The 18,679-nt window shown below is 71.0% G+C and carries 19 protein-coding genes; 9 read left to right on the top strand and 10 right to left on the bottom strand.

Annotated features, from left to right (window positions below; translation table 11 throughout):
• Positions 1–5 precede the first annotated feature (5 nt).
• Positions 6–248, bottom strand: a complete 243-nt coding sequence (locus JOC24_RS24690) for a DUF397 domain-containing protein (RefSeq protein WP_205022579.1) — start codon at positions 246–248, stop codon at positions 6–8.
• Positions 248–1,030: a helix-turn-helix domain-containing protein gene (locus JOC24_RS24685; RefSeq protein WP_239580918.1), complete on the bottom strand. Its 783-nt coding sequence runs from the start codon at positions 1,028–1,030 to the stop codon at positions 248–250. The genes JOC24_RS24690 and JOC24_RS24685 overlap by 1 nt, the downstream gene beginning before the upstream one ends.
• Before the next feature lie 152 nt (positions 1,031–1,182).
• On the opposite strand from JOC24_RS24685, the gene JOC24_RS24680 reads away from it, so the two are divergent.
• A complete protein-coding gene (locus tag JOC24_RS24680; protein WP_205022577.1) occupies positions 1,183–1,605 on the top strand; it encodes an ATP-binding protein in 423 nt (140 codons plus the stop codon).
• A 66-nt stretch (positions 1,606–1,671) separates the two neighbouring features.
• Here JOC24_RS24680 and JOC24_RS24675 read toward each other — a convergent pair whose 3' ends face one another.
• A complete protein-coding gene (locus JOC24_RS24675) occupies positions 1,672–2,817 on the bottom strand; it encodes an RNA polymerase sigma factor (RefSeq protein WP_205022610.1) in 1,146 nt (381 codons plus the stop codon).
• A gap of 8 nt (positions 2,818–2,825) precedes the next feature.
• Positions 2,826–3,233 carry a YciI family protein gene (locus JOC24_RS24670; RefSeq protein WP_205022576.1) on the bottom strand — a complete coding sequence of 136 codons (408 nt, stop codon included), beginning with the start codon at positions 3,231–3,233 and terminating at the stop codon, positions 2,826–2,828.
• Between the two features lie 264 nt (positions 3,234–3,497).
• On the opposite strand from JOC24_RS24670, the gene JOC24_RS24665 reads away from it, so the two are divergent.
• Positions 3,498–4,550 (top strand): aldo/keto reductase, encoded by a 1,053-nt coding sequence (locus JOC24_RS24665; protein ID WP_205022575.1) that lies wholly within the window; start codon positions 3,498–3,500, stop codon positions 4,548–4,550.
• Between the two features lie 139 nt (positions 4,551–4,689).
• On the opposite strand, the gene JOC24_RS24660 is transcribed toward JOC24_RS24665, so the two are convergent.
• Entirely contained in the window at positions 4,690–5,697 is a 1,008-nt protein-coding gene (locus JOC24_RS24660) for a helix-turn-helix transcriptional regulator (protein ID WP_205022574.1), read from the bottom strand.
• A gap of 145 nt (positions 5,698–5,842) precedes the next feature.
• Here JOC24_RS24660 and JOC24_RS24655 point away from each other — a divergent pair, with 145 nt between their 5' ends.
• Positions 5,843–6,265: a VOC family protein gene (locus JOC24_RS24655; RefSeq protein ID WP_205022573.1), complete on the top strand. Its 423-nt coding sequence runs from the start codon at positions 5,843–5,845 to the stop codon at positions 6,263–6,265.
• A gap of 49 nt (positions 6,266–6,314) precedes the next feature.
• Entirely contained in the window at positions 6,315–7,403 is a 1,089-nt protein-coding gene (locus tag JOC24_RS24650) for a winged helix DNA-binding domain-containing protein (protein ID WP_205022572.1), read from the top strand.
• Between the two features lie 249 nt (positions 7,404–7,652).
• Here JOC24_RS24650 and JOC24_RS24645 read toward each other — a convergent pair whose 3' ends face one another.
• On the bottom strand, positions 7,653–8,177 hold the full coding sequence (locus tag JOC24_RS24645; RefSeq protein ID WP_205022611.1) for a sigma-70 family RNA polymerase sigma factor: 525 nt from the start codon (positions 8,175–8,177) through the stop codon (positions 7,653–7,655).
• Here JOC24_RS24645 and JOC24_RS33485 point away from each other — a divergent pair.
• On the top strand, positions 8,176–8,409 hold the full coding sequence (locus JOC24_RS33485; RefSeq protein ID WP_374104522.1) for an alpha/beta fold hydrolase: 234 nt from the start codon (positions 8,176–8,178) through the stop codon (positions 8,407–8,409). The two genes, JOC24_RS24645 and JOC24_RS33485, sit on opposite strands and share 2 nt — an antisense overlap.
• 213 nt (positions 8,410–8,622) lie before the next feature.
• Here JOC24_RS33485 and JOC24_RS24635 read toward each other — a convergent pair whose 3' ends face one another.
• Positions 8,623–9,360: a DUF4232 domain-containing protein gene (locus tag JOC24_RS24635; RefSeq protein WP_205022570.1), complete on the bottom strand. Its 738-nt coding sequence runs from the start codon at positions 9,358–9,360 to the stop codon at positions 8,623–8,625.
• Positions 9,361–9,749: 389 nt separating this feature from the next.
• Here JOC24_RS24635 and JOC24_RS24630 point away from each other — a divergent pair, with 389 nt between their 5' ends.
• From JOC24_RS24630 to JOC24_RS24620, 3 genes are all read left to right on the top strand, one after another.
• Complete coding sequence (locus tag JOC24_RS24630) at positions 9,750–11,189, top strand: transcriptional regulator (protein WP_205022569.1); 1,440 nt, start codon at positions 9,750–9,752, stop codon at positions 11,187–11,189.
• Positions 11,190–11,377: 188 nt separating this feature from the next.
• The gene (locus JOC24_RS24625) at positions 11,378–11,992 is read left to right on the top strand and encodes a DUF6232 family protein (RefSeq protein ID WP_307792755.1); all 615 of its coding nucleotides are present in this window, start codon (positions 11,378–11,380) and stop codon (positions 11,990–11,992) included.
• Complete coding sequence (locus JOC24_RS24620) at positions 11,989–12,351, top strand: DUF5955 family protein (protein WP_205022568.1); 363 nt, start codon at positions 11,989–11,991, stop codon at positions 12,349–12,351. The genes JOC24_RS24625 and JOC24_RS24620 overlap by 4 nt, the downstream gene beginning before the upstream one ends.
• Positions 12,352–12,425: 74 nt before the next feature.
• Here the strand turns inward: JOC24_RS24620 and argS are convergent, their stop codons facing one another.
• Positions 12,426–14,195 (bottom strand): arginine--tRNA ligase, encoded by a 1,770-nt coding sequence (argS, locus tag JOC24_RS24615; protein WP_205022567.1) that lies wholly within the window; start codon positions 14,193–14,195, stop codon positions 12,426–12,428.
• A gap of 147 nt (positions 14,196–14,342) precedes the next feature.
• Here argS and lysS point away from each other — a divergent pair, with 147 nt between their 5' ends.
• Positions 14,343–16,109: a lysine--tRNA ligase gene (lysS, locus tag JOC24_RS24610; RefSeq protein ID WP_205022566.1), complete on the top strand. Its 1,767-nt coding sequence runs from the start codon at positions 14,343–14,345 to the stop codon at positions 16,107–16,109.
• Positions 16,110–16,175: 66 nt separating this feature from the next.
• Here lysS and JOC24_RS24605 read toward each other — a convergent pair whose 3' ends face one another.
• Complete coding sequence (locus tag JOC24_RS24605) at positions 16,176–17,591, bottom strand: DUF2637 domain-containing protein (RefSeq protein ID WP_205022565.1); 1,416 nt, start codon at positions 17,589–17,591, stop codon at positions 16,176–16,178.
• Between the two features lie 182 nt (positions 17,592–17,773).
• Complete coding sequence (locus JOC24_RS24600) at positions 17,774–18,604, bottom strand: DUF3558 domain-containing protein (RefSeq protein WP_205022564.1); 831 nt, start codon at positions 18,602–18,604, stop codon at positions 17,774–17,776.
• Positions 18,605–18,679 lie beyond the last annotated feature (75 nt).

Here is an 18,679-nt window from a genome sequence, read left to right as displayed (position 1 = left end):
TCCGGTCAGCTCCGGGCCGCGAACACGGCGAAGGCCGACCAAGCGGTGGGCGCGACGGTGAAGGTGGGGCCTTCGGGGTCCTTGGAATCGCGGACGTGGACGGCGGCGGGGTGTGCGGCGACTTCGATACACTCGCCGCCGTCGCTGCCGCTGTAGCTGGACTTGCGCCAGTCGTAAGCGACTTCGAGGCAGTTGCCGCCGTCGCTGCCGCTGTAGCTGGACTTGAACCACGTCAGTGCGGTGCTCATCAGTCTCCTAGCATCCGATCCAGCAGGCCCGTGGTGTCCTCAGCATTCAGGGCTTGCGTCCGCAGCATCGCATATCTCTGAGACAGGATGCTGACCTCGTCAGGATCGGAAATGAGCTGACTGCCACGTTGGGTCTCGGCATACCCGAGATGCTGGTGATCCGGCGTCTCCAGGAGCACGAATGGGCCGTCAAGCGCGGCGTGCGATTGTCGCCCGACGGGCATGATCTGAATAGTGATGCCGGGCAGGGTCGAGCACTGCCGCAGATGCCGCACGGCGTTCCTCCTGACTTCGTCGCCACCGAGCCGGTCCAGCAACACAGCTTCGGCGATGATGAAGCTGACAGATGGTGGAATGCTGCTGCGGAGGATGCTCTGTCGGGCCAGTCGCGTGGCTACCTGGGTATCGATCTCGTCTTCGGAGAACGCGGGGACTCGGCTGCCGAAGACTGCGCGGGCATAGTCCTCCCTCTGGAGCAGGCCCGGCAGGACTTGGTTCTCGTAGAAGGAAAGAGCGAGGGCTTCACGTTCCAGGTCGATGAACGTCTCCGCCCAAGCCGGGATCAGGTCCACCTCCGGCATGTTGTCCACCGCCGTCTCCAGCGCCCCCTTCGTGTCCAGCAGCGCGTCCAGGCGCCGGGCCAGGTCGGGTAGCAATGTGCGGCGGCCCTGTTCGATGGAGGCGATCGTCTCCACCTGTACGGCTGCCCGGTCCGCTAGCTGGGCCTGGGTCAGGTCCGCCGCGACGCGGAACAGGCCGACCAGCTTGCCGACGAGCTTCATGGCGGACGCGTTCCTGCGCTGCCGATTCCTGGGGTGCATACGGTGCGGCCTCCCCGCCCTGGTGCGTACTTCACACGTCGGCGACCCGTACAAGAGATCTGTACGTGCTCACCTACTGCTGAACGATAGGCACACAGAGTGACGCTCGTCCCATGAACGAGACGATGCAACTCCCGCTGCTCCGTGAGCGCTTCTGCCGGCGTGAACGCCGCTCGGTCGCTGCGGTGCGGGAGTTCACGCGCGAGGCCGTGACTGACTGGGGGTTCCGGGCGCGGGTCGATGACGTGCTGGTATGCGTGAGTGAGCTGGCGACCAACGCGCTGCTGCACGGGGTGCCGCCGGGGCGTGGGTATCTGGTCCGGCTGCGGCTGGAGGCGGAGGGGTGCGTGCTGAGGGTGGAGGTGCACGACAGCGGAGGCGGGGTGCCTGCGGTGCGGCGGCCCGACGGGGAGTCGGGGCGTGGGCTGGTGCTCGTCGACGCGCTCGCCGATCGGTGGGGCGTGGGGGAGCGGGACCCCGGCAAGATCGTGTGGTGCGCGTTCACGCGGTCTCGTCGGCCGGGCGTGAAAGTGTGACGGGCCCGGACGCAAGGCCGTGGCAGCGGGCGTGGACGACCGCCGGACCGATTCGGCCGTGGTCGTTCACCAGGGCCGGTGGGCATTGAGCCGGGCGGCCTGGCGCGTCAGGTGGTCGCGTTCGGCGAGGTCGGGTGCCTTGTGGGCCGCCTCGGCGTAAAGCCGTGCCGCCGTCGCGAGGTCGCCGTCGCGCTCGTGGAGGTACGCGGCCACCGCGGTGTGGCGGGGCAGAGAGGCGTCCAGCGGCGCAAGCGCGGCCAGACCGGCGCGCGGCCCGTCGGCCTCCCCGACGGCGACCGCGCGGTTGAGCCGGACGACCGGGCTGTCGGTCAGGTGCGCGAGCTCGTCGTACCACTCGACGATCTGCACCCAGTCGGTCTCCTCGGCGGTGAGTGCGTCGGCGTGGAGTGCCGCGATGGCGGCCTGAGCCTGGAACTCGCCCAGCCGGTCGCGGGCGAGGGCGGCCTGGAGGATGCCGACCCCCTCGGCGATCGACACGGTGTCCCACCGGCCGCGGTCCTGCTCGGCGAGCGGCACCAGGCTGCCGTCGGGCGCCGTCCGGGCGGCACGCCGGGCGTGGTGGAGCAGCATGAGGGCGAGCAGCCCTGCCACCTCGGGGTGGTCGATGACGGCCGCGAGCTGACGGGTGAGCCGGATGGCCTCGGAGGCGAGGTCCACGTCACCGGAGTAGCCCTCGTTGAAGACCAGGTAGAGGACGCGTAGCACGGTCGCGACATCGCCGGGCCGATCGAACCGCACGCCGGACACCGTGCGTTTCGCCCGGCTGATGCGCTGCGCCATGGTCGCCTCGGGCACCAGGTAGGCCTGTGCGATCTGGCGGGTGGTCAGCCCGCCGACGGCGCGCAGCGTGAGCGCGACCGCGGACGAGGGCGTCAGCGAGGGGTGACCGCACAGGAAGTAGAGCTGGAGGGTGTCGTCCACTGCGGGCGCGGGCCCGGGCGGCGGCTCCTCCTCCACGCGGTCCTCACGCCGGCGGCGGGCGGCGTCGGAACGCGTCGCGTCGAGGAACTTGCGCCAGGCCACGGTGACCAGCCAGCCCTTCGTGTCCCGCGGCGGGTCGGCCGGCCCGCCGCGGAGCGTCTCGACGAGTGCTTCCTGCACGGCGTCCTCGGCCGCCGCGAAGTCAGCTCCGCGGCGGACGAGGATGCCGAGCACGCTCGGCGTGAGGCTCCTGAGCAGCGCCTCGTCGATCGGCAAGGTCACTCCGTGATGGTGTGCGACGCGGTCAGGAACGGGCGTACTTCCAGCCACTCGTGGATCGGTTTGCCGCCCGCCCCGGGTGCGGCCGACAGCTCCCCGGCCAGCTCGACGGCGCGCTCGTAACTGTCGACGTCGATGATCATCCAGCCGGCGATGAGGTCCTTCGTCTCCGCGAACGGTCCGTCGGTGACCGGTGGGCGCCCCTCGCCGTCGTAGCGGACCCACGCCCCCTCGGGGGCGAGGGCCTGGCCGTCGACGAACTCGCCCGTCTTCTCCAGGCCGGCCGCGAAGTCGTTCATGTACTGGATGTGGGCCGAGATCTCCTCCGGTGTCCACCGGTCCATGGGGACGTCGTTGGCCGGGGCCGGAGCGCCGCGGTAGTGCTTGAGCAGCAGGTACTTGGCCATCGTGTTCCTCCTCGCTGGTGCGGCCCATTGTGGCCGCCTTCACCCCGGGGACGGAGCTGGACGCGGGTTCTCGACATCACCGTCCAACTTTTTTTCCGGGCTCCGTGAACGAGCCCGGGTGAACCGTCCGGCGGTGTCCTGATCCGCGGCGCGGCACGCGCGTCGCGAGGGCGGGAGTCTCGAATCCGTCGTCACCCCTTGCCGTCGAGTGCACTCCAACTTCTAGGCTGACGCTCCTCATCCGACCGTCGACGGGGTACGACCATGCGCTATCGAGTTCTCGGCAGGACCGGCATCGAGGTGAGCACCCACTGCCTCGGCACGATGATGTTCGGGGCCGTGGGCAACCCGGACCACGAGGACGGTGCACGCATCATCCACACCGCGCTCGACGCCGGAATCAACTTCGTGGACACCGCCGACATGTATTCCGCCGGCGAGTGCGAGGAGATCGTCGGCAAGGCGCTCAAGGGCAGACGCGACGACGTGGTGCTCGCCGACAAGGTGCACTTCCCGCTGGGGGAGGGACGCAACCGCAGCGGCAATTCGCGCCGCTGGATCGTCAGGGCCGTCGAGGACAGTCTGCGGCGCCTGGGGACGGACTGGATCGACCTCTACCAGGTGCACCGTCCTGACCACACCACTGACATCGAGGAGACGCTGTCCGTCCTCAGCGACCTGGTCAGTGCGGGCAAGATCCGGGCGTTCGGCTGCTCCACGTTCCCCGCCGAGGACATCGTCGAGGCGCACCACGTGGCTGAGCGGCGCGGGCTGATGCGGCTGCGCACGGAGCAGCCGCCCTACTCGGTCCTCACGCGCGGCATCGAAAGGTCCGTGCTCCCCACCGCGCAGCGCCTGGGCATGGGAGTGCTGACCTGGTCGCCGCTGGCCTCGGGATTCCTGTCCGGCGCCTACCGCGAGGGCCGGCCCGCCGACCTCACCACCGGCCGCGCCAAGCTCACCCCGCACCGCTTCGACCCCGCTCTCCCGGGCAACGCCGCGAAGCTCGCGGCGGTCGAGCGACTCGTCGCTCTCGCCGATGAAGTGGGCTGCACGCTGCCGGAGCTGGCCGTCGCCTTCCCGTTGGTGCACCCGGCCGTCACATCGGTGATCATCGGCCCGCGCACCATGGACCAGCTCACCTCACTGCTCAAGGGTGCCGACCTGCTGCTCGACGACGCGGTGCTCGACCGCATCGACGAGATAGTGGCGCCCGGCACCGACCTCTACCGGGCCGACGGCGCCTGGCAGCCGCAGTCGCTCACCGAGCGGGCCGTGCGCCGACGCCCGGCCGGGGAACGGGCGGCGGCCGGCTGAGGCCGCCCTTCGAGGGGCCGGCCGACCCAGGCGGCGTACGCGGAGCAGGTGATGGGGCGCCGGTGAGGACGAGGCCCACGGGCGCCTGCGGGATCATGCCGTGCCCGAGAGCACGCGTCCGCGGAAGGCGGCGCCCGGCTCACGGGCGCGAGGACGGGACCTCGGCCGGCCGGTCCGGAGAGGCCGCGTCGGCGTAGCGGCGGGCCAGGTGCGCGAAGGCGGCTGACAGTTCCGCCGGGCCGACGACCTCGATATCGGCGTCGAACCTTCCGAAGGTGGCGGCCAGCCCGGTCCAGGACCAGGCGCCCAGGACGAGCCGGCAGCGGTCGGGGCCGAGTTCCTCGACGATCCCGTCCGGGGCGTAGGTGGCCACCGACGCGGCGGCCGTGCGGAGGATCACCTCGCCCCTGCAGGGCCACTCGCCGGGGGTCCCGGAGCCGCGGAACCGGTCGGCCACGAAGGCCGCCACATCGCCGCCGGGGACCTCGCGCGGGGGGAACCGGGGGCCGGTGGGGACGCGTGGGGTGATCCGGTCGGCGCGGAAGGTGCGCCAGTCGTCACGGTCGAGGTCCCAGGCGACGAGGTACCAGCGTCCGCCGTAGGTGACGAGGTGGTGCGGCTCGGCCCGTCGCGGTGGGCGGTCGGCGCGGTCGCCGGTGGGGGCCGCGTAGTCGAAGCGCAGTACCTCGCCCGCGTGGACGGCGCTGCTGAGCGCCATCAGGGTGCCGCTGCCGACCTGGGCGCCCCGCCCGGTGGCCGTCCGCTCGACGGTGGTGACCTTCAGGGCGTCGACCCGGCGGCGCAGACGGGCGGGCATGACCTGCCGGATCGTGGTCAGTGCGCGGGCGGCTGCCTCCTCGACCCCGACGCCGCTCGTGGTGACGACCTGGAGGGCGAGGGCCAGGGCGACGGCCTGCTCGTCGTCGAACAGCAACGGGGGGAGCTCCGCGCCCGCTTCGAGCCGGTAGCCGCCCTCCGGTCCCTTGAAGGCGGCGATCGGGTAACCCAGTTCGCGCAGGCGGTCGATGTCGCGACGCACGGTGCGCGGACTGACGCCCAGCCGCTCGGCCAGCAGCGCCCCGGGCCAGTCCCGACGTGCCTGCAACAGGGACAGCAGTGCGAGCAGTCGGGCTGAGGTCTTCGGCATGGAGTCATCGTCCCCGATATGGCGGACACACCCTGTCCGCTACCCCTGCGAAGGTGGTTCCCCGGGGGCGGCCACGGCGGCGGTGCTGACCGTTCCGGGCGCCCCCTCCATCGAGTCGATCGCCGTCGAAGGCAAGGAGCCACTCATGTCCGTCACGTCCGTGACACATCTGAACTTCCGGGGAGACGCCCGGGCCGCGCTCGGTTTCTACCACTCCGTGTTCGGTGGCGACGTCGCCGTCGTCTCGTACGAGGACGCGGGGGACACCCGGAATCCCTCCGAGGCCGACCAGGTGATGTGGGGCCAGGTGACCGCGGAGAGCGGGTTCCGTGTCATGGCCTACGACGTGCCGTCCCGGCTGCCGTGGGACCGGGGGGTGAACTCATTCTTCGTCTCCCTGCGCGGCGGGACCACGCAGGAGGTGACCGCCTACTGGGAGAAGCTCTCCGCCGGGGCCACCGTCGTGCAGCCGCTGGAGCCCGCCGGGTGGGCACCGCTCTACGGCATGCTCGAGGACCGGTTCGGCGTCGTGTGGGTCGTCGACGTCGTGAGCGAGCACAACGGGTGAGGCGGCCTGCCTCCACGGCTCCCATGACGACAGCGGAAGGAACGATCCTGTGACCGTCCTCGACGGCCGGGCGCTCAACCGGGCGACACTGGCCAGGCAACTGCTGCTCGAACGCGCGGACATGAAGCCGCTCGATGCGGTCGCGCACCTGTGCGGCCTGCAGGCGCAGGAGGCGCAGGAGCCGTTCACCGGGCTGTGGTCCCGGCTGCGCGGGTTCGAACCGGCGGCACTGGACGGGCTGCTGACCGGGCGGCGTGTCGTGCGTACGCATCTGATGCGGCGGACCGTCCATCTCGTCACCGCTGCCGACGTGCTGGCCTGGCGGGCGCGGCACGATCCGATGCTCCGTCTGCGGGTGCTGGGCACGTACCGCCGTGAGCTCGACGGGGTGGACCTCGGTGAACTCGCCGATGCTGCCCGTGCGGTGATGGCCGACGGCGTGCCCCGCACCATGACCCAGGTCGCCGACGCGCTCGCCGAGCGGTGGCCCGCCCCGGGCCGCAGGGCGTTGGGCGAGATGGCGGTCGCCGCCCTCGTCCCGATGGTGCAGATGCCGCCGCGCGGACTGTGGCGTGTGAAGGCGGGGGTCCGCAACACTCCGCTCGGCCCCTGGCTGGATCAGGAACCCGATGCTCCTGCCCCGCCGGGGACCGACCCCACGGGCGAGGCACTCGTACGCCGCTACCTGGCCGCGTACGGGCCCGCCGCGTCGGCCGACCTGCGCGCCTGGTGCGGTCTTGCCGGGCTGCCCGCGGCGGTGGCGGCCGTCCGGGGGGAGCTGGTCGGCTTCCGCGACGAACGTGGGCGCGAGCTGCTCGACCTGCCCGACGCACCGCGTCCCGACCCCGGGACCCCCGCGCCCGTACGCTTCCTGCCCGCGTTCGACAACGCGATCCTCGGGTATCACGACCGCAGCCGGATCATCGACGACGCCGACCGCGGCCTGTCGGTCGAGGGGGCGCGGGTGGTGCTGGTCGACGGCCGGGTCTCCGCGACCTGGACCGTGGACGCCGGCACCGTGACCGTCAGCCCGCGGCGCGGACTCACCCGGTCCGAACGCGGCGCCGTCGCCGAGGAGGGCGGCCGGCTGGCCCTGTTCCTGTCCGACGGCGGGAGCGACGGCGTACGGATCGGCTGACCACCCTGGACGAGGCGCGGGGCCGGCCGCCGTGCTTGCGGGCCGCGGTGTCCAGCCCCTCCGGCGTGGGCTCCCCGGATGTTCTCCCGCCCGGTCCCAGCCGGCGCCGCGAAGAACGCGAACAGCGGCCGCCCGCGGCCGATGGGGTCGTCGATCCCGGCCGGGGCCGCGCGCATCTCCAGGACCAGGCCGCGTGCGGCAAAGCGGTCGGACGGCCTCGGACACTGTCACAGAGGACGGCGCAACGCGTCAGCCCCTGAGCTGATCGCGCTGGATCCGGTGAGCGAGGGAGCGGCGTACCGATGCCGATGCCGATGTGGTGGTGACTTTCGAGGCAAGGTCGAGGCCGCGGCTGATCTCGTCGTAGGCGGCCCGGTGAGCACAGGACAGCTCTGCCCGGTGCTGCCTGAGGTCCTCCTCGACGAGACGCCTCAGCTCGTCGACGTTCCGGGGTGTGAAGCGCTTCTTCCCCCGGGCGAGCGCGTCGACATGGCGGGTGCAGTGCGCGGTCTCGCCGAGGGTCTCGGAGATCTCCTCGGCGAGACCCCGCAGTCGCCCCTCAAGCCAGGGGACGTCGCACTGGTCGAGGGACACCTCCATCGGGGGCCGTGGCTCGTCGGTCCTGTGCTTCGCCATCTGTTTGGACACGGCGGGCTGGCTCATGTCCGTGAGCTGCGCGATGCGTTCCTGTGTCCAGCCGAAGTCTGCGAACACCTTGATCATCTCGGCGCGCAGCTTGCGCATCTCCTCACCCGCCCGGATGACCTCGTTCATGCCGGCGAGTATCAGCCCGGAGAGCACCCGTGCGGCGCTCGCCTCCTGCGAGGCTCCCGCGCTGCTGCTCACCGGAGAGTTCGACCTGAACAGCCCGCCTGTCGCCGCGGCCGAGATCGCGGAAGCCTTCCCTGACGCCAGGCTCGTGGTGCAGCCGGGAGCGGGCCACTGTCCGTGGATCGACGACGCCGACCGGTTCGTGGCGACCACGGCGGCGTTCCTCGGCGGATGACCTGGCTCACGCCCCTGAAGTCCGACGTGGACGCGAATGGCTCCACCAGTGGGAACAGACAGTGCGCCCCGCAGCCGACACCGGCGACGGCTGGCACCGGAGGCTCTCCCGATGGCCATGCCGCCCGGGCCGCCGGGGCGGCCCGGGCGGCGTCGTCCTCACCACGACGCCGGCCAGGCACGACAGCCCCGGTGTCACGCCCGTGGCGGAGGATCAGTACATGAGGGCGTCGTCCATCTCGGTCTGCCAGTAGGTGACGGCCAGCGTGCTGTCGACGAACACCTCCGCGCTCAGCGGGACGTCCGCCATCGCGCCCGCCGACCGGCCGTCCGCGCCCTGGAAGCCGACGGTCAGCTCCTGGGTGGAGTAGCCGCCGTCGCCGCTGCCGTCGGCCGACGAGGTCAGGATGCCGGCGTAGGCGGACTGGCCCGGGTCGAGGACGACGACGGACTGCGGCCGGCTGTCCTCGACGACCGGGGGAACCGACTGCGCCTCGCCGAACCTCAGGAACGGGTAGGAGTAGGCGTAGCAGGACTTCGAACCGGTGTTGGTCACCGTGAGCAGCATGTGGTTGACGGGGCGCTTGACGCTCGTGACCGTGAGCTTGGTGTTCGCGTCGGTGCACGTGGGCAGCTTCCCGCTGCCATCAACGCTGTTCCCGCCGTCGCTGCTGCCCGCGCTGCTGTCGCCGTTGCTGCCGCTGTGCGGCTGCTTCGCGTCGGGCTTTCCGCCGGACGAAGCGGAAGCGCCCGAGTCCTCGGCCGTCTCCCTGCCGGTGTCCGAGGCCGGGGCCGCCGAGGTGCCGGCCGGCTTCTGGGACCCCGAGGCGGTCGGCGTGTCCGAGGCCGCCGGGCCGCCGCTCTGGCACGCCGTCAGGGACAGCGCGGAGACCAGTGCGGCGGCTCCCAGGACGGAGGTGCGGGTGATGCGGCTGAAACGAATGCTGCGCATGAGGTAATCCCCGTTCGGTTGTGAGGGTGCCCGGGGTGCCGGTTGGCACCCTGAGGTGCGGGCGGGTGTACTGGTCTTGACGTGGAATCAGAGGCGATACAGGAGTGCGATGACGGCTGCGACGCAGGCGATCAGTACCCCCGTGGCGACCGCGTCGATCAGGTCGAGCTCGGGTGGAGTACGCATGGCGGCTCCCGGGACGGGTGGCGGTGGGATGTGCGGATCGCGGGAACGCCGCGGCGTGTCCACATCCTTTCCAGGTCCGGATCCTCGTCACAACGGTTGCCGTGCCATGCGGGACGCTGGAACGGCCTTACGTACTCTGACCTGCGCGAACATCGCTTCCCTGGGACGCCGTTCCGGGAAGGAACAGAAGGAGAACGGTCGGGGTGGGCACAGAGATCCAGGACTTCGCGGCGCTGCTGGGGGAGCTGAAGGAGCGGTCCGGCCTCAGCTACGGGGCGCTCGCGAAGAAGCTGCACATGAGCACCTCGACCGTGCACCGCTACTGCAACGGCGACGCCGTCCCTCATGACTACGCACCCGTCGAGCGCTTCGCACGGGTGTGCCGGGCGTCCCCCGACGAGCTGATCGCCCTGCACCGGAAGTGGATCCTGGCCGACGAGGCGAAGCGGCGCGGGACGCGGAAGCCGGAGGCGGGCGGGGCCCCTGCCCGACTCGCTGCGGAGCCTGCTGACGAGTCGGCCGCCGAGCCCGACTCCCCCGAGCCGGCCGCGCCCGAGCCGGTCGCCCTCGATGCCGCCGCGCCCGGACCCGCCGCGCACCGGATCGGGAGGGAAGCCGGAACGGACGCGGCGGAAGCCGAAGCGGAATCACGACCGGCGGCCGGATTCCCGTCGCAGGACGTCACCCCCGAGGGGCCCGGCGCCGGCGACGTGCCCCGCCGCGGCCCCCGTACCACCCGGAGGCTGCGCGTCCTGCTCGCCGCGGTGGCGGTGGTGGCCCTCACCGTCCCTGCGGCGCTCGTCGTCCACGGCCTGGGGAAGGACGAACCCGCCGACGACGGCAAGCCGGATGCCGCGTTCAGCCATGCGCCGGTCGTCCCCAGCGGGCGGGCGAGCACGCGTGTGAAGCCGAGTGGCAGCGCCGACGCGTCGGCGAAGCCGAGTGCCACCGCCGCCTCGCCGTCGGCCGGAGTGAGTGTTCCGGCCAAGCCCTCGCCGTCCTCGGACGGGCCCGAGGGCGGTGGCGTGCCCGTGAACGCCACCATCAGCTCGTACAACTGGGAATCGCCCTGTGGGCAGTACTACATGCTCGACCAGGAGCCCGACGACGTGCCCCCGCCCCCCGCGCCGCAGGACACCCGTGGCTGGGCGCGGGCCCTCGGCGGTGTGGACGGTGGGGACGTGAAGCTCGAACTCACCCTCCAGGGGAAGTCCGACGAGGCGGTCGTGCTGAACGGGCTGCACGTGCGGGTGCTGGGCCGTGACGCGGCGCTCGCCCGGTCCGCGTACTCGATGGGGAACGGCTGCGGCGGAGGCATCACGCCGCAGACCTTCGACATCGACCTGGACGACGGCCGTCCGCGTGCGGAGCCCGTCGCCGGGGAGGACGCCGGGGAGGTCGTGCCCGCCAAGGACTTCCCGTACCGGGTGAGCTCCACCGACGTCGAGGTCTTCAACCTCGACGCGCACGTGGAGGGGCACGACGTGACCTGGTACCTGGAGCTGGAGTGGACCAGCGGAGGCCGGAGCGGGACCCTGCGCATCGACGACGGGGGCGAGCCGTTCCGTACGAGCAGCCTCACGGCCCGGCCGGAGTACTACTACCGCTCGGATGCCGCCCAGTGGGTCCCGGCCGAGCGGTGACGGTGACGGGGCCCCCGCCCCGTCCGCGGCGGGCGTCGATAATTCGCCAACTCCATTGTCAGAGCCGCGTGTTGCGTGATTAATCGCTTGTTCCGAAGGGCGACGGCATGCTTAATGGGTCTCCCGTGGTGCGGGATGGTGCTGTCGTTTCGCAGGGCCGCGGTGGCCACGCGGAACAGGGGGAACCGATGGAGATGCCGGCCGTACCGCCGAGACCCAGCGCCCCGCCACCACCGCCCCTGGCGCAGGCGGTCGATCTGCGGGTCCAGAAGCGGCTGCTGTGGGTGGGGGAGGCTGCCTACCCCCTGCACAACATCGCCCGCGTCTTCACCTTCGTGCTGCGCCCGCGGCGCAAGGAGGCGATCGCGCTCTTCTGCAAGCGGGTGGCGCTGTCCGTCTCCACGGCGACGGGATTCACCGTGCTCATCTGGCTGACGACGTCCCTGGCGTCCTTGGGGCAGCCGGACGACGGCGGTGGTGGCGGCGGGCTCATCAGCTTCGTGTGGATCGTGACGCTGGCCACGTTGGTCTACTTCCTGACGGAGCTGACCCCAGTCCTGACGGCCCGTTCCCACTTCGTGCTGGCCGTGGAGACGTCCGGTCAGTCCACCGCGATGGTGACCAGCGCCGACCCCAACCACCTGCGGCAGCTCGTCGGTCACATCTCGTACGCGATCGACCATCCGGAGGCCGAGTTCACGGTGCGGGTGGAAGGGATCAGCGCGAGTCCGCAGATCTACCACTTCGGGGACAACATCAACATGTACGGGGGTTCGGGGAACGTGGGGATAGCCAATTCATGAGCGGCGACAGCTACCACATCGGTGATCGCGTCAGCATGTACGGCGGGACGGGCAACCAGGGCATCGTGCACAACAATTCCGGTCCCTCCGGTGCCGAGCCGGCCTCCCCGGAGCTGCAGGAGGCGGTCCGGGAACTCCTGCGGCTGCTCGGCGATCTGCGGGAGCAGCTCCCGCCGGTCAGTGTCCGGGTCCTGGACGACAACCTGCCCGCCCTCACCGGTGAGGGCGGCGCGGGGCAGCCCGAGGAGCGGCATCGTGCCCTGATGGCTGTGGCGGGGATCGCGGCCACGGTGTCGACGGTCGGGGAGCCGGTGGTCGAAGCGGTCAGGAAGGTGCTCGAACTCCTGACCGCCGCATAGGACACCGCCCGTGCGGGACGCTGTCCCGCACGGGCGGTCGTGTGGTGTGGTCCGGCGCGGGGCCGGCTGCCCGGTCAGAGGCGCTCGGGCGTCCTGATGCCGAGCAGCTTCATGCCCTGGTGCAGGGTCCGCGCGGTGAGCTCGACGAGGAACAGCCGGTTCTCGACGACCTCGGGGGCGTTGTCGGGGCTGAGCACCTGGCACTGGTCGTAGAAGGTGGTGAGGTGCGAGGCCAGCTGGTAGAGGTACGCGGCCAGCTTGTGCGGCTCGTACCCCTCGGCCACCTCGGCCAGTACCGCGCCGAACTGGTCCAGGTGCAGGCCCAGCGCGCGCTCGGCCGGGGCCAGGCCCAGCTCCGGGTGCGCGGCGGGCTTCGCGTCTCCCGCCTTGCGCAGGATGGAGCGGATCCGGGCGTAGGCGTACTGGAGGTACACCGACGTGTCGCCGTTCAGCGACACCATCTGGTCCAGGTCGAACTTGTAGTCCCGCACGGCCGAGGTCGACAGGTCCGCGTACTTCACGGCGCCGACACCGACGTACCGGCCGTTCTCGACGATCTCCTCCTCGGACAGGCCCACCTTCTCGGCCTTCTCCCGGACCACGGCGGTGGCCCGCTCGACGGCCTCGTCCAGCAGGTCCTCCAGCCGGACGGTGGTGCCCTCACGGGTCTTGAACGGCTTGCCGTCCTTGCCGAGGACCGTGCCGAAGGCCAGCTGGTGCGCCTTGACGTCGTCGTTCAGCCAGCCGGCGCGGCGGGCCGTCTCGAAGACCATCTTGAAGTGCAGGGACTGCCGGGCGTCCACGACATAGAGGAGGGTGTCGGCCTTGAGGGCCTGCACCCGGTCGCGGATCGCGGAGAGGTCGGTGGCCGCGTAGCCGTAGCCGCCGTTCGTCTTCTTGACGATCAGCGGGACCGGGTTGCCGTCCGGGCCCTTCACGTCGTCGAAGAACACGCACAGCGCACCCTCGGAGCGGACGGCGACGCCCGTCTCCTCCAGGATCCGGCAGGTCTCCTCGAGCATGTCGTTGTAGCCGGACTCGCCGACGATGTCGGGGTCGGCGATCTCCATGTCGAGCTTGTCGAAGACCGAGTAGAAGTAGATCTTCGACTCGTCGACGAAGCGCTGCCAGTGCGCGAGCGTCTCCGGGTCGCCGGCCTGGAGGGCCACGACGCGGTCGCGGGAGCGGGCCTTGAACTCCTCGTCGGAGTCGAACAGGACCCGCGACGCCTTGTAGACGCGGTTCAGCGACGACATCGCGGCTTCGCCGTCAGCCTTGTCACCCTCGTGCTTCAGCTCGTCCGGGTGCTCGAGGAGGTACTGGATGAGCATGCCGAACTGGGTGCCCCAGTCGCCGATGTGGTGGCGCCGGACGACGTTCTCGCCGGTGAACTCGAGGATCTGGACCATCGCGTCACCGATGACCGCCGACCGCAGGTGGCCGACGTGCATCTCCTTCGCCACGTTCGGCTGGGCGTAGTCGATCACGGTCGTGCCGGGGGCGGCCTTCAGCGGGACGCCGAGCCGGTCGCCGTCGGCGGCGCGCGCGGCGAGCGTCTCGGTGATCGCCCGGTCGGTGAGCGTGACGTTCAGGAAGCCGGGGCCGGACACCTCGATGTCCTTGATCAGGTCACCGGCCGGGAGGGCCGCCGTGACCTGGGAGGCCAGCTCGCGCGGGTTGCCCTTGAGCTTCTTGGCGAGCGCGAGGATGCCGTTGGCCTGGAAGTCGGCCCGGTCGCTTCGTCGCAGCAGCGGGTCCGCGGTGCCGGCATCCGGCAGTGCTGCCGTCAGGGCGTCCGCCAGCTGCTGCTGGAGCGTGGAAGCGAGGGAGGGGACCGAAGCCATGAGCCGGCTGCCGTTTCGGTAGAGGACAAGGGATCACCCCAGTATCCCACGGGGTGTAAAGCCGTTTTCGCGCTGCGGGTGGTACCTGGGAGAATGGGGGTGCCCCTGCTGGGGGACGCCCCTACGAGTCCTACACGAGAGAAGGACGTGCCGACCGTGGCTTCGAGTCAGAGCAGCACCGAGACCGACTGGGTCTCCCGCTTCGCGGACGATGTCATCGCCGAATCGGAGCGACGTGCGCCTGGCAAACCGGTCGTCGTCGCCTCCGGACTCTCCCCTTCGGGCCCGATCCACCTGGGCAACCTCCGCGAGGTCATGACCCCGCACCTCGTCGCCGACGAGATCCGCCGCCGCGGTCACACCGTGCGCCACCTGATCTCCTGGGACGACTACGACCGCTACCGCAAGGTGCCGAACGGTGTGGAGGGCGTCGACGACTCCTGGCAGGCCCACATCGGCAAGCCGCTGACGTCGGTGCCCGCCCCGGCCGGGTCGGCGTACCCGAACTGGGCCGAGCACTTCAAGGCCGCGATGACCGAGGCGCTGGACGAGCTCGGCGTCGAGTACGACGGCATCAGCCAGACCGAGCAGTACCTGGCGGGTACGTACCGCGAGCAGGTCCTGCACGCGATGAGGCACCGCGCCGACATCGACGCCGTCCTGGACCGCTACCGCACCAAGAAGGACGGCGCGGCGGGCGCCAAGGGCTCCGGCGGGAAGAAGCCGCAGCAGAAGAAGGTCGACGAGGCAGAGCTGGAGGCCGCCGAGGGTTCCGGCGCGGCGGACGAGGACGACGGCAGCTCCGGCTCCGCCGGCTACTTCCCGTACAAGCCCTACTGCGGCAACTGCGAGAAGGACCTCACCGTCGTCACGTCCTACGACGACGACTCGACCGAGCTGAACTACACCTGCTCGGCCTGCGGTTTCGCCGAGACGGTCCGGCTCAACGAGTTCAACCGCGGCAAGCTGGTCTGGAAGGTCGACTGGCCGATGCGCTGGGCCTACGAGGGCGTGATCTTCGAGCCCAGCGGCGTGGACCACTCCTCGCCGGGCTCCTCCTTCGTCGTCGGCGGCCAGATCGTGCGCGAGATCTTCGACGGCGTCCAGCCGATCGGACCGATGTACGCGTTCGTCGGGATCTCCGGCATGGCCAAGATGTCCTCCAGCAAGGGCGGCGTGCCGACCCCGGCCGACGCGCTGAAGATCATGGAAGCGCCGCTGCTGCGCTGGCTGTACGCGCGCCGCAGGCCCAACCAGTCCTTCAAGATCGCCTTCGACCAGGAGATCCAGCGGCTGTACGACGAGTGGGACTCGCTGGCCCGCAAGGTCGCCGACGGCTCGGTGCTGCCCGCCGACGCCGCCGCCTACGCGCGGGCCGTCGGCACGGCCGCCGGTGAGCTGCCCAGCACTCCCCGTCCGCTGCCGTACCGCACGCTCGCGTCGGTCGCCGACATCACGGCGGGCGCCGAGGAGCAGACGCTGCGCATCCTCAGCGAGCTCGACCCTTCGAGCCCGCTGACCTCGCTGGACGAGGCACGGCCCCGGCTCGACCGCGCCGAGAGCTGGATCACCACCCAGGTGCCGGCCGAGGCCCGCACCATCGTCCGTGACGAGCCGGACAAGGAGCTGCTCGGCTCCCTGGACGAGCAGGGCCGCGAGTCGCTGCGGCTGCTGCTGGAAGGGCTCGACTCGCACTGGTCGCTGGACGGACTGACCACGCTCGTCTACGGCGTACCGAAGGTGCTGGAGGGCCTGGCGCCGGACGCCAAGCCGACGCCCGAACTGAAGGTGGCCCAGCGGTCGTTCTTCGCACTGCTGTACCGGCTGCTGGTGAGCCGTGACACCGGCCCGCGCCTGCCCACGCTGCTGCTCGCGGTCGGGGCGGACCGGGTGCGGACGCTGCTCGGCGCGTAGCGACTCCTGAAGTGAGAACGGGCGGGCCGCTCAGCGGCCCGCCCGTTTCCTCTGTCCGTCCGCGCCCTACGCGATGTGGTCCGCGGCCATCTCGCTGTCGAAGCGCTGCTTGAAGCCGGGAAGCAGCTTGCGGAGCAGAGCGGCGCTGTGCGGATGTCGGACGTTGTGGCCGTCCGAGAGGTGGATGTCGAGCACCTCGGCACTCGGGTAGTCCTGGTGCTGATGCGTGTACGCCGTGAACACGTCGTACGCGATCTCGCCGAACTCGATCTCGGTCTGTGCCCATTCGGCCGGGTCGGCCTCCTGCTGCACCGGCTCCGTCCGCCGCCGGTCCTGGTGCTCCGGCTGCTCGTTCCGCGGACCCTGCTCCGGCTCCGCGGCGCGCGGGTGCGGCACGGCTCCGATCGTGCCCACGTTGCCGAGCGGTCGGGTCCGGCCGGGGGCGCCCGAGGGGACCATCACGGGGCTGGTCTCCGGGCCCTCCTCGTACGCGGGGTCGTACGCGCCCTCGTACGCCTCGTCCTTGGGCGCCGCGAACCACGGGCTGCCGTGCGAGCCGGGGCCCTCCTGCGGGTGGTGCCGCTCGAACTCGTCCTGCTGAACGAAGCGGTCCTGCTGGTCGAACTCGTCCTGCTGGTCGTACCGTTCCCGCTGGTCGAACTCGTCCTGCTGGTGCCGGCGGGCCCGGTCCTGCCGGAGGTCCTGTTCCAGCTGACCCTCCGGCTGCTGGACGTAGGGGAGTTGGGGGTGCTGCGCGGTCTCCACGGCTGCCGGGGCCGGGGGCAGCAGGGCCGGCTCGATGCCGGCCGCGGCGAGGCCGGCGGGGGCGGTCTCGGCGAGCGGGACGCCGTACTTCGCCAGACGCAGCGGCATCATCGACTCGACGGGCGCCTTGCGGCGCCAGTTGCGTCCGAAACGGGCCTGGAGGCGGGCCTGGTAGATCAGCCGGTCCTGCTCGAGCTTGATGACCTGCTCGTAACTGCGCAGCTCCCACAGCTTCATCCGGCGCCACAGCTTGAACGTGGGGACGGGGGAGAGCAGCCAGCGGGTGAGGCGGACGCCCTCCATGTGCTTGTCGGCCGTGATGTCCGCGATCCGGCCCACCGCGTGCCGAGCGGCCTCGACGGCGACGACGAACAGGATGGGGATCACCGCGTGCATGCCGGTGCCCAGCGGGTCGGGCCAGGCGGCGGCGCCGTTGAAGGCGATCGTCGCCGCGGTCAGCAGCCAGGCGGTCTGACGCAGCAGCGGGAACGGGATGCGCATCCACGTCAGCAGGAGGTCCAGCGCGAGCAGGACGCAGATGCCCGCGTCGATGCCGATCGGGAAGACGACGGAGAACTGGCCGAAGCCCTTCTCCTCCGCGAGTTCGCGCACGGCGGCGTACGAGCCCGCGAAGCCGATCGCGGCGATGAGCACGGCCCCGGCGACGACGACCCCGATGAGTACGCGGTGTGTGCGTGTCAGCTGCATTGCGGCCACCCGCGATCCCCTCCCGACTTCGACGAACCGGCTCCACTTCGGCATCCGGCGCGGGCACAGCCTGGCACATGCCCGGCCGGGCCCGTCGCGTGGGGAGGGGACGAAGCCCGGTGCTCGTGGGAGCACCGGGCTTCGTCAACGTACCTCCGGGCAGGGGAGTTGCCACTCCTGCCGGGCCCGGATCACGACTTGTCGTCGGCCTTCGAGGACGACTTGTCCGACGTCTTGTCCGACGTCTTGGAGGACGACTTGTCCGATGCCTTCGAGGACGAGGAGGACGACGCCTCGGCCGAGGGCGATGCCGAGGACTTCTTCTCGCCGCCGACCGCGGAGACGGCTTCCTCGGCGGCCTTCTTGGCGCCCTTGAGGATGTCGGCGGCAGAGGGGGACTTGGCGCCCGCGAACCCGGCCCCGTTGTAGGTGAGGGTGACCACGACGTTCTCCGTGCGGGCCACGACCGTCGCGTACTCGAAGTCCTCGCCGGACTTCTCGAGGCCGTACGTGACGGAGGTGGCCTGCTCGCCGGGACCGGTGGCGGGCTCGGCCGACACCTTCTTGGCGTCCTCGGTCGCCTGTGCCTTGGCGACCTGCTTCGTGTACTCGGCCGTCGCGCGCTTGGCGCCACTGCCCAGGGAAGGGTCCGACTCGAAACGGGTGAAGCCGACGTCGAGCCAGCGGTACTGCGATCCCTTGACGCCGTTGTCGTCCAGGCCGTTCCACGAGCAGCCACTACGGCTCATGGTGTCGCTGGACTTGCCCGGGGTGCCGCCCTTGTTCTTGGTCTTCGGAACCAGGTCCTCGATCGTCTTCTTGCCGAGCGACTCGCAGGCGTCGGGCAGCGAGGAGAACTTCGCGGGCTCGACGGTCGGCTCGGACTTCTTCGCGCTCGGGGAGGCCGAGCCGCCCGAGCTCTTCGCGTCGTCGGAGTCCGACGAGCAGCCGGCGACGACGAGCATCACCGGAACGGCGGCGCAGGCGAGTATGCGGGACAGTCGCGGGGCTGATCGGTGCATGGTTCCTTCACTCAAACGGCACGGCGGTCTCGGTCGTGCGGGCGGTCGGGCGGTGGGTCGGGCTGCCGGGTGGTG

This window comes from Streptomyces sp. HB132 (assembly GCF_016909575.1).
Lineage (GTDB): Bacteria > Actinomycetota > Actinomycetes > Streptomycetales > Streptomycetaceae > Streptomyces.
The sequence above is the reverse complement of the archived record's forward strand: the minus strand, read 5'-3'. Positions and strand labels throughout refer to the sequence as shown.

Excerpts from the sequence above, each read along its gene's own strand:
- JOC24_RS24690 (WP_205022579.1), bottom strand. The coding sequence starts at position 248 with ATGAGCACCGCACTGACGTGGTTCAAGTCCAGCTACAGCGGCAGCGAC.
- JOC24_RS24685 (WP_239580918.1), bottom strand. The coding sequence starts at position 1,030 with ATGAAGCTCGTCGGCAAGCTGGTCGGCCTGTTCCGCGTCGCGGCGGAC.
- JOC24_RS24680 (WP_205022577.1), top strand. The coding sequence starts at position 1,183 with ATGAACGAGACGATGCAACTCCCGCTGCTCCGTGAGCGCTTCTGCCGG.
- JOC24_RS24670 (WP_205022576.1), bottom strand. The coding sequence starts at position 3,233 with ATGGCCAAGTACCTGCTGCTCAAGCACTACCGCGGCGCTCCGGCCCCG.
- JOC24_RS24665 (WP_205022575.1), top strand. The coding sequence starts at position 3,498 with ATGCGCTATCGAGTTCTCGGCAGGACCGGCATCGAGGTGAGCACCCAC.
- JOC24_RS24660 (WP_205022574.1), bottom strand. The coding sequence starts at position 5,697 with ATGCCGAAGACCTCAGCCCGACTGCTCGCACTGCTGTCCCTGTTGCAG.
- JOC24_RS24655 (WP_205022573.1), top strand. The coding sequence starts at position 5,843 with ATGTCCGTCACGTCCGTGACACATCTGAACTTCCGGGGAGACGCCCGG.
- JOC24_RS33485 (WP_374104522.1), top strand. The coding sequence starts at position 8,176 with ATGCCGGCGAGTATCAGCCCGGAGAGCACCCGTGCGGCGCTCGCCTCC.
- JOC24_RS24645 (WP_205022611.1), bottom strand. The coding sequence starts at position 8,177 with ATGAACGAGGTCATCCGGGCGGGTGAGGAGATGCGCAAGCTGCGCGCC.
- JOC24_RS24635 (WP_205022570.1), bottom strand. The coding sequence starts at position 9,360 with ATGCGCAGCATTCGTTTCAGCCGCATCACCCGCACCTCCGTCCTGGGA.
- JOC24_RS24625 (WP_307792755.1), top strand. The coding sequence starts at position 11,378 with ATGGAGATGCCGGCCGTACCGCCGAGACCCAGCGCCCCGCCACCACCG.
- JOC24_RS24620 (WP_205022568.1), top strand. The coding sequence starts at position 11,989 with ATGAGCGGCGACAGCTACCACATCGGTGATCGCGTCAGCATGTACGGC.
- argS (WP_205022567.1), bottom strand. The coding sequence starts at position 14,195 with ATGGCTTCGGTCCCCTCCCTCGCTTCCACGCTCCAGCAGCAGCTGGCG.
- JOC24_RS24600 (WP_205022564.1), bottom strand. The coding sequence starts at position 18,604 with ATGCACCGATCAGCCCCGCGACTGTCCCGCATACTCGCCTGCGCCGCC.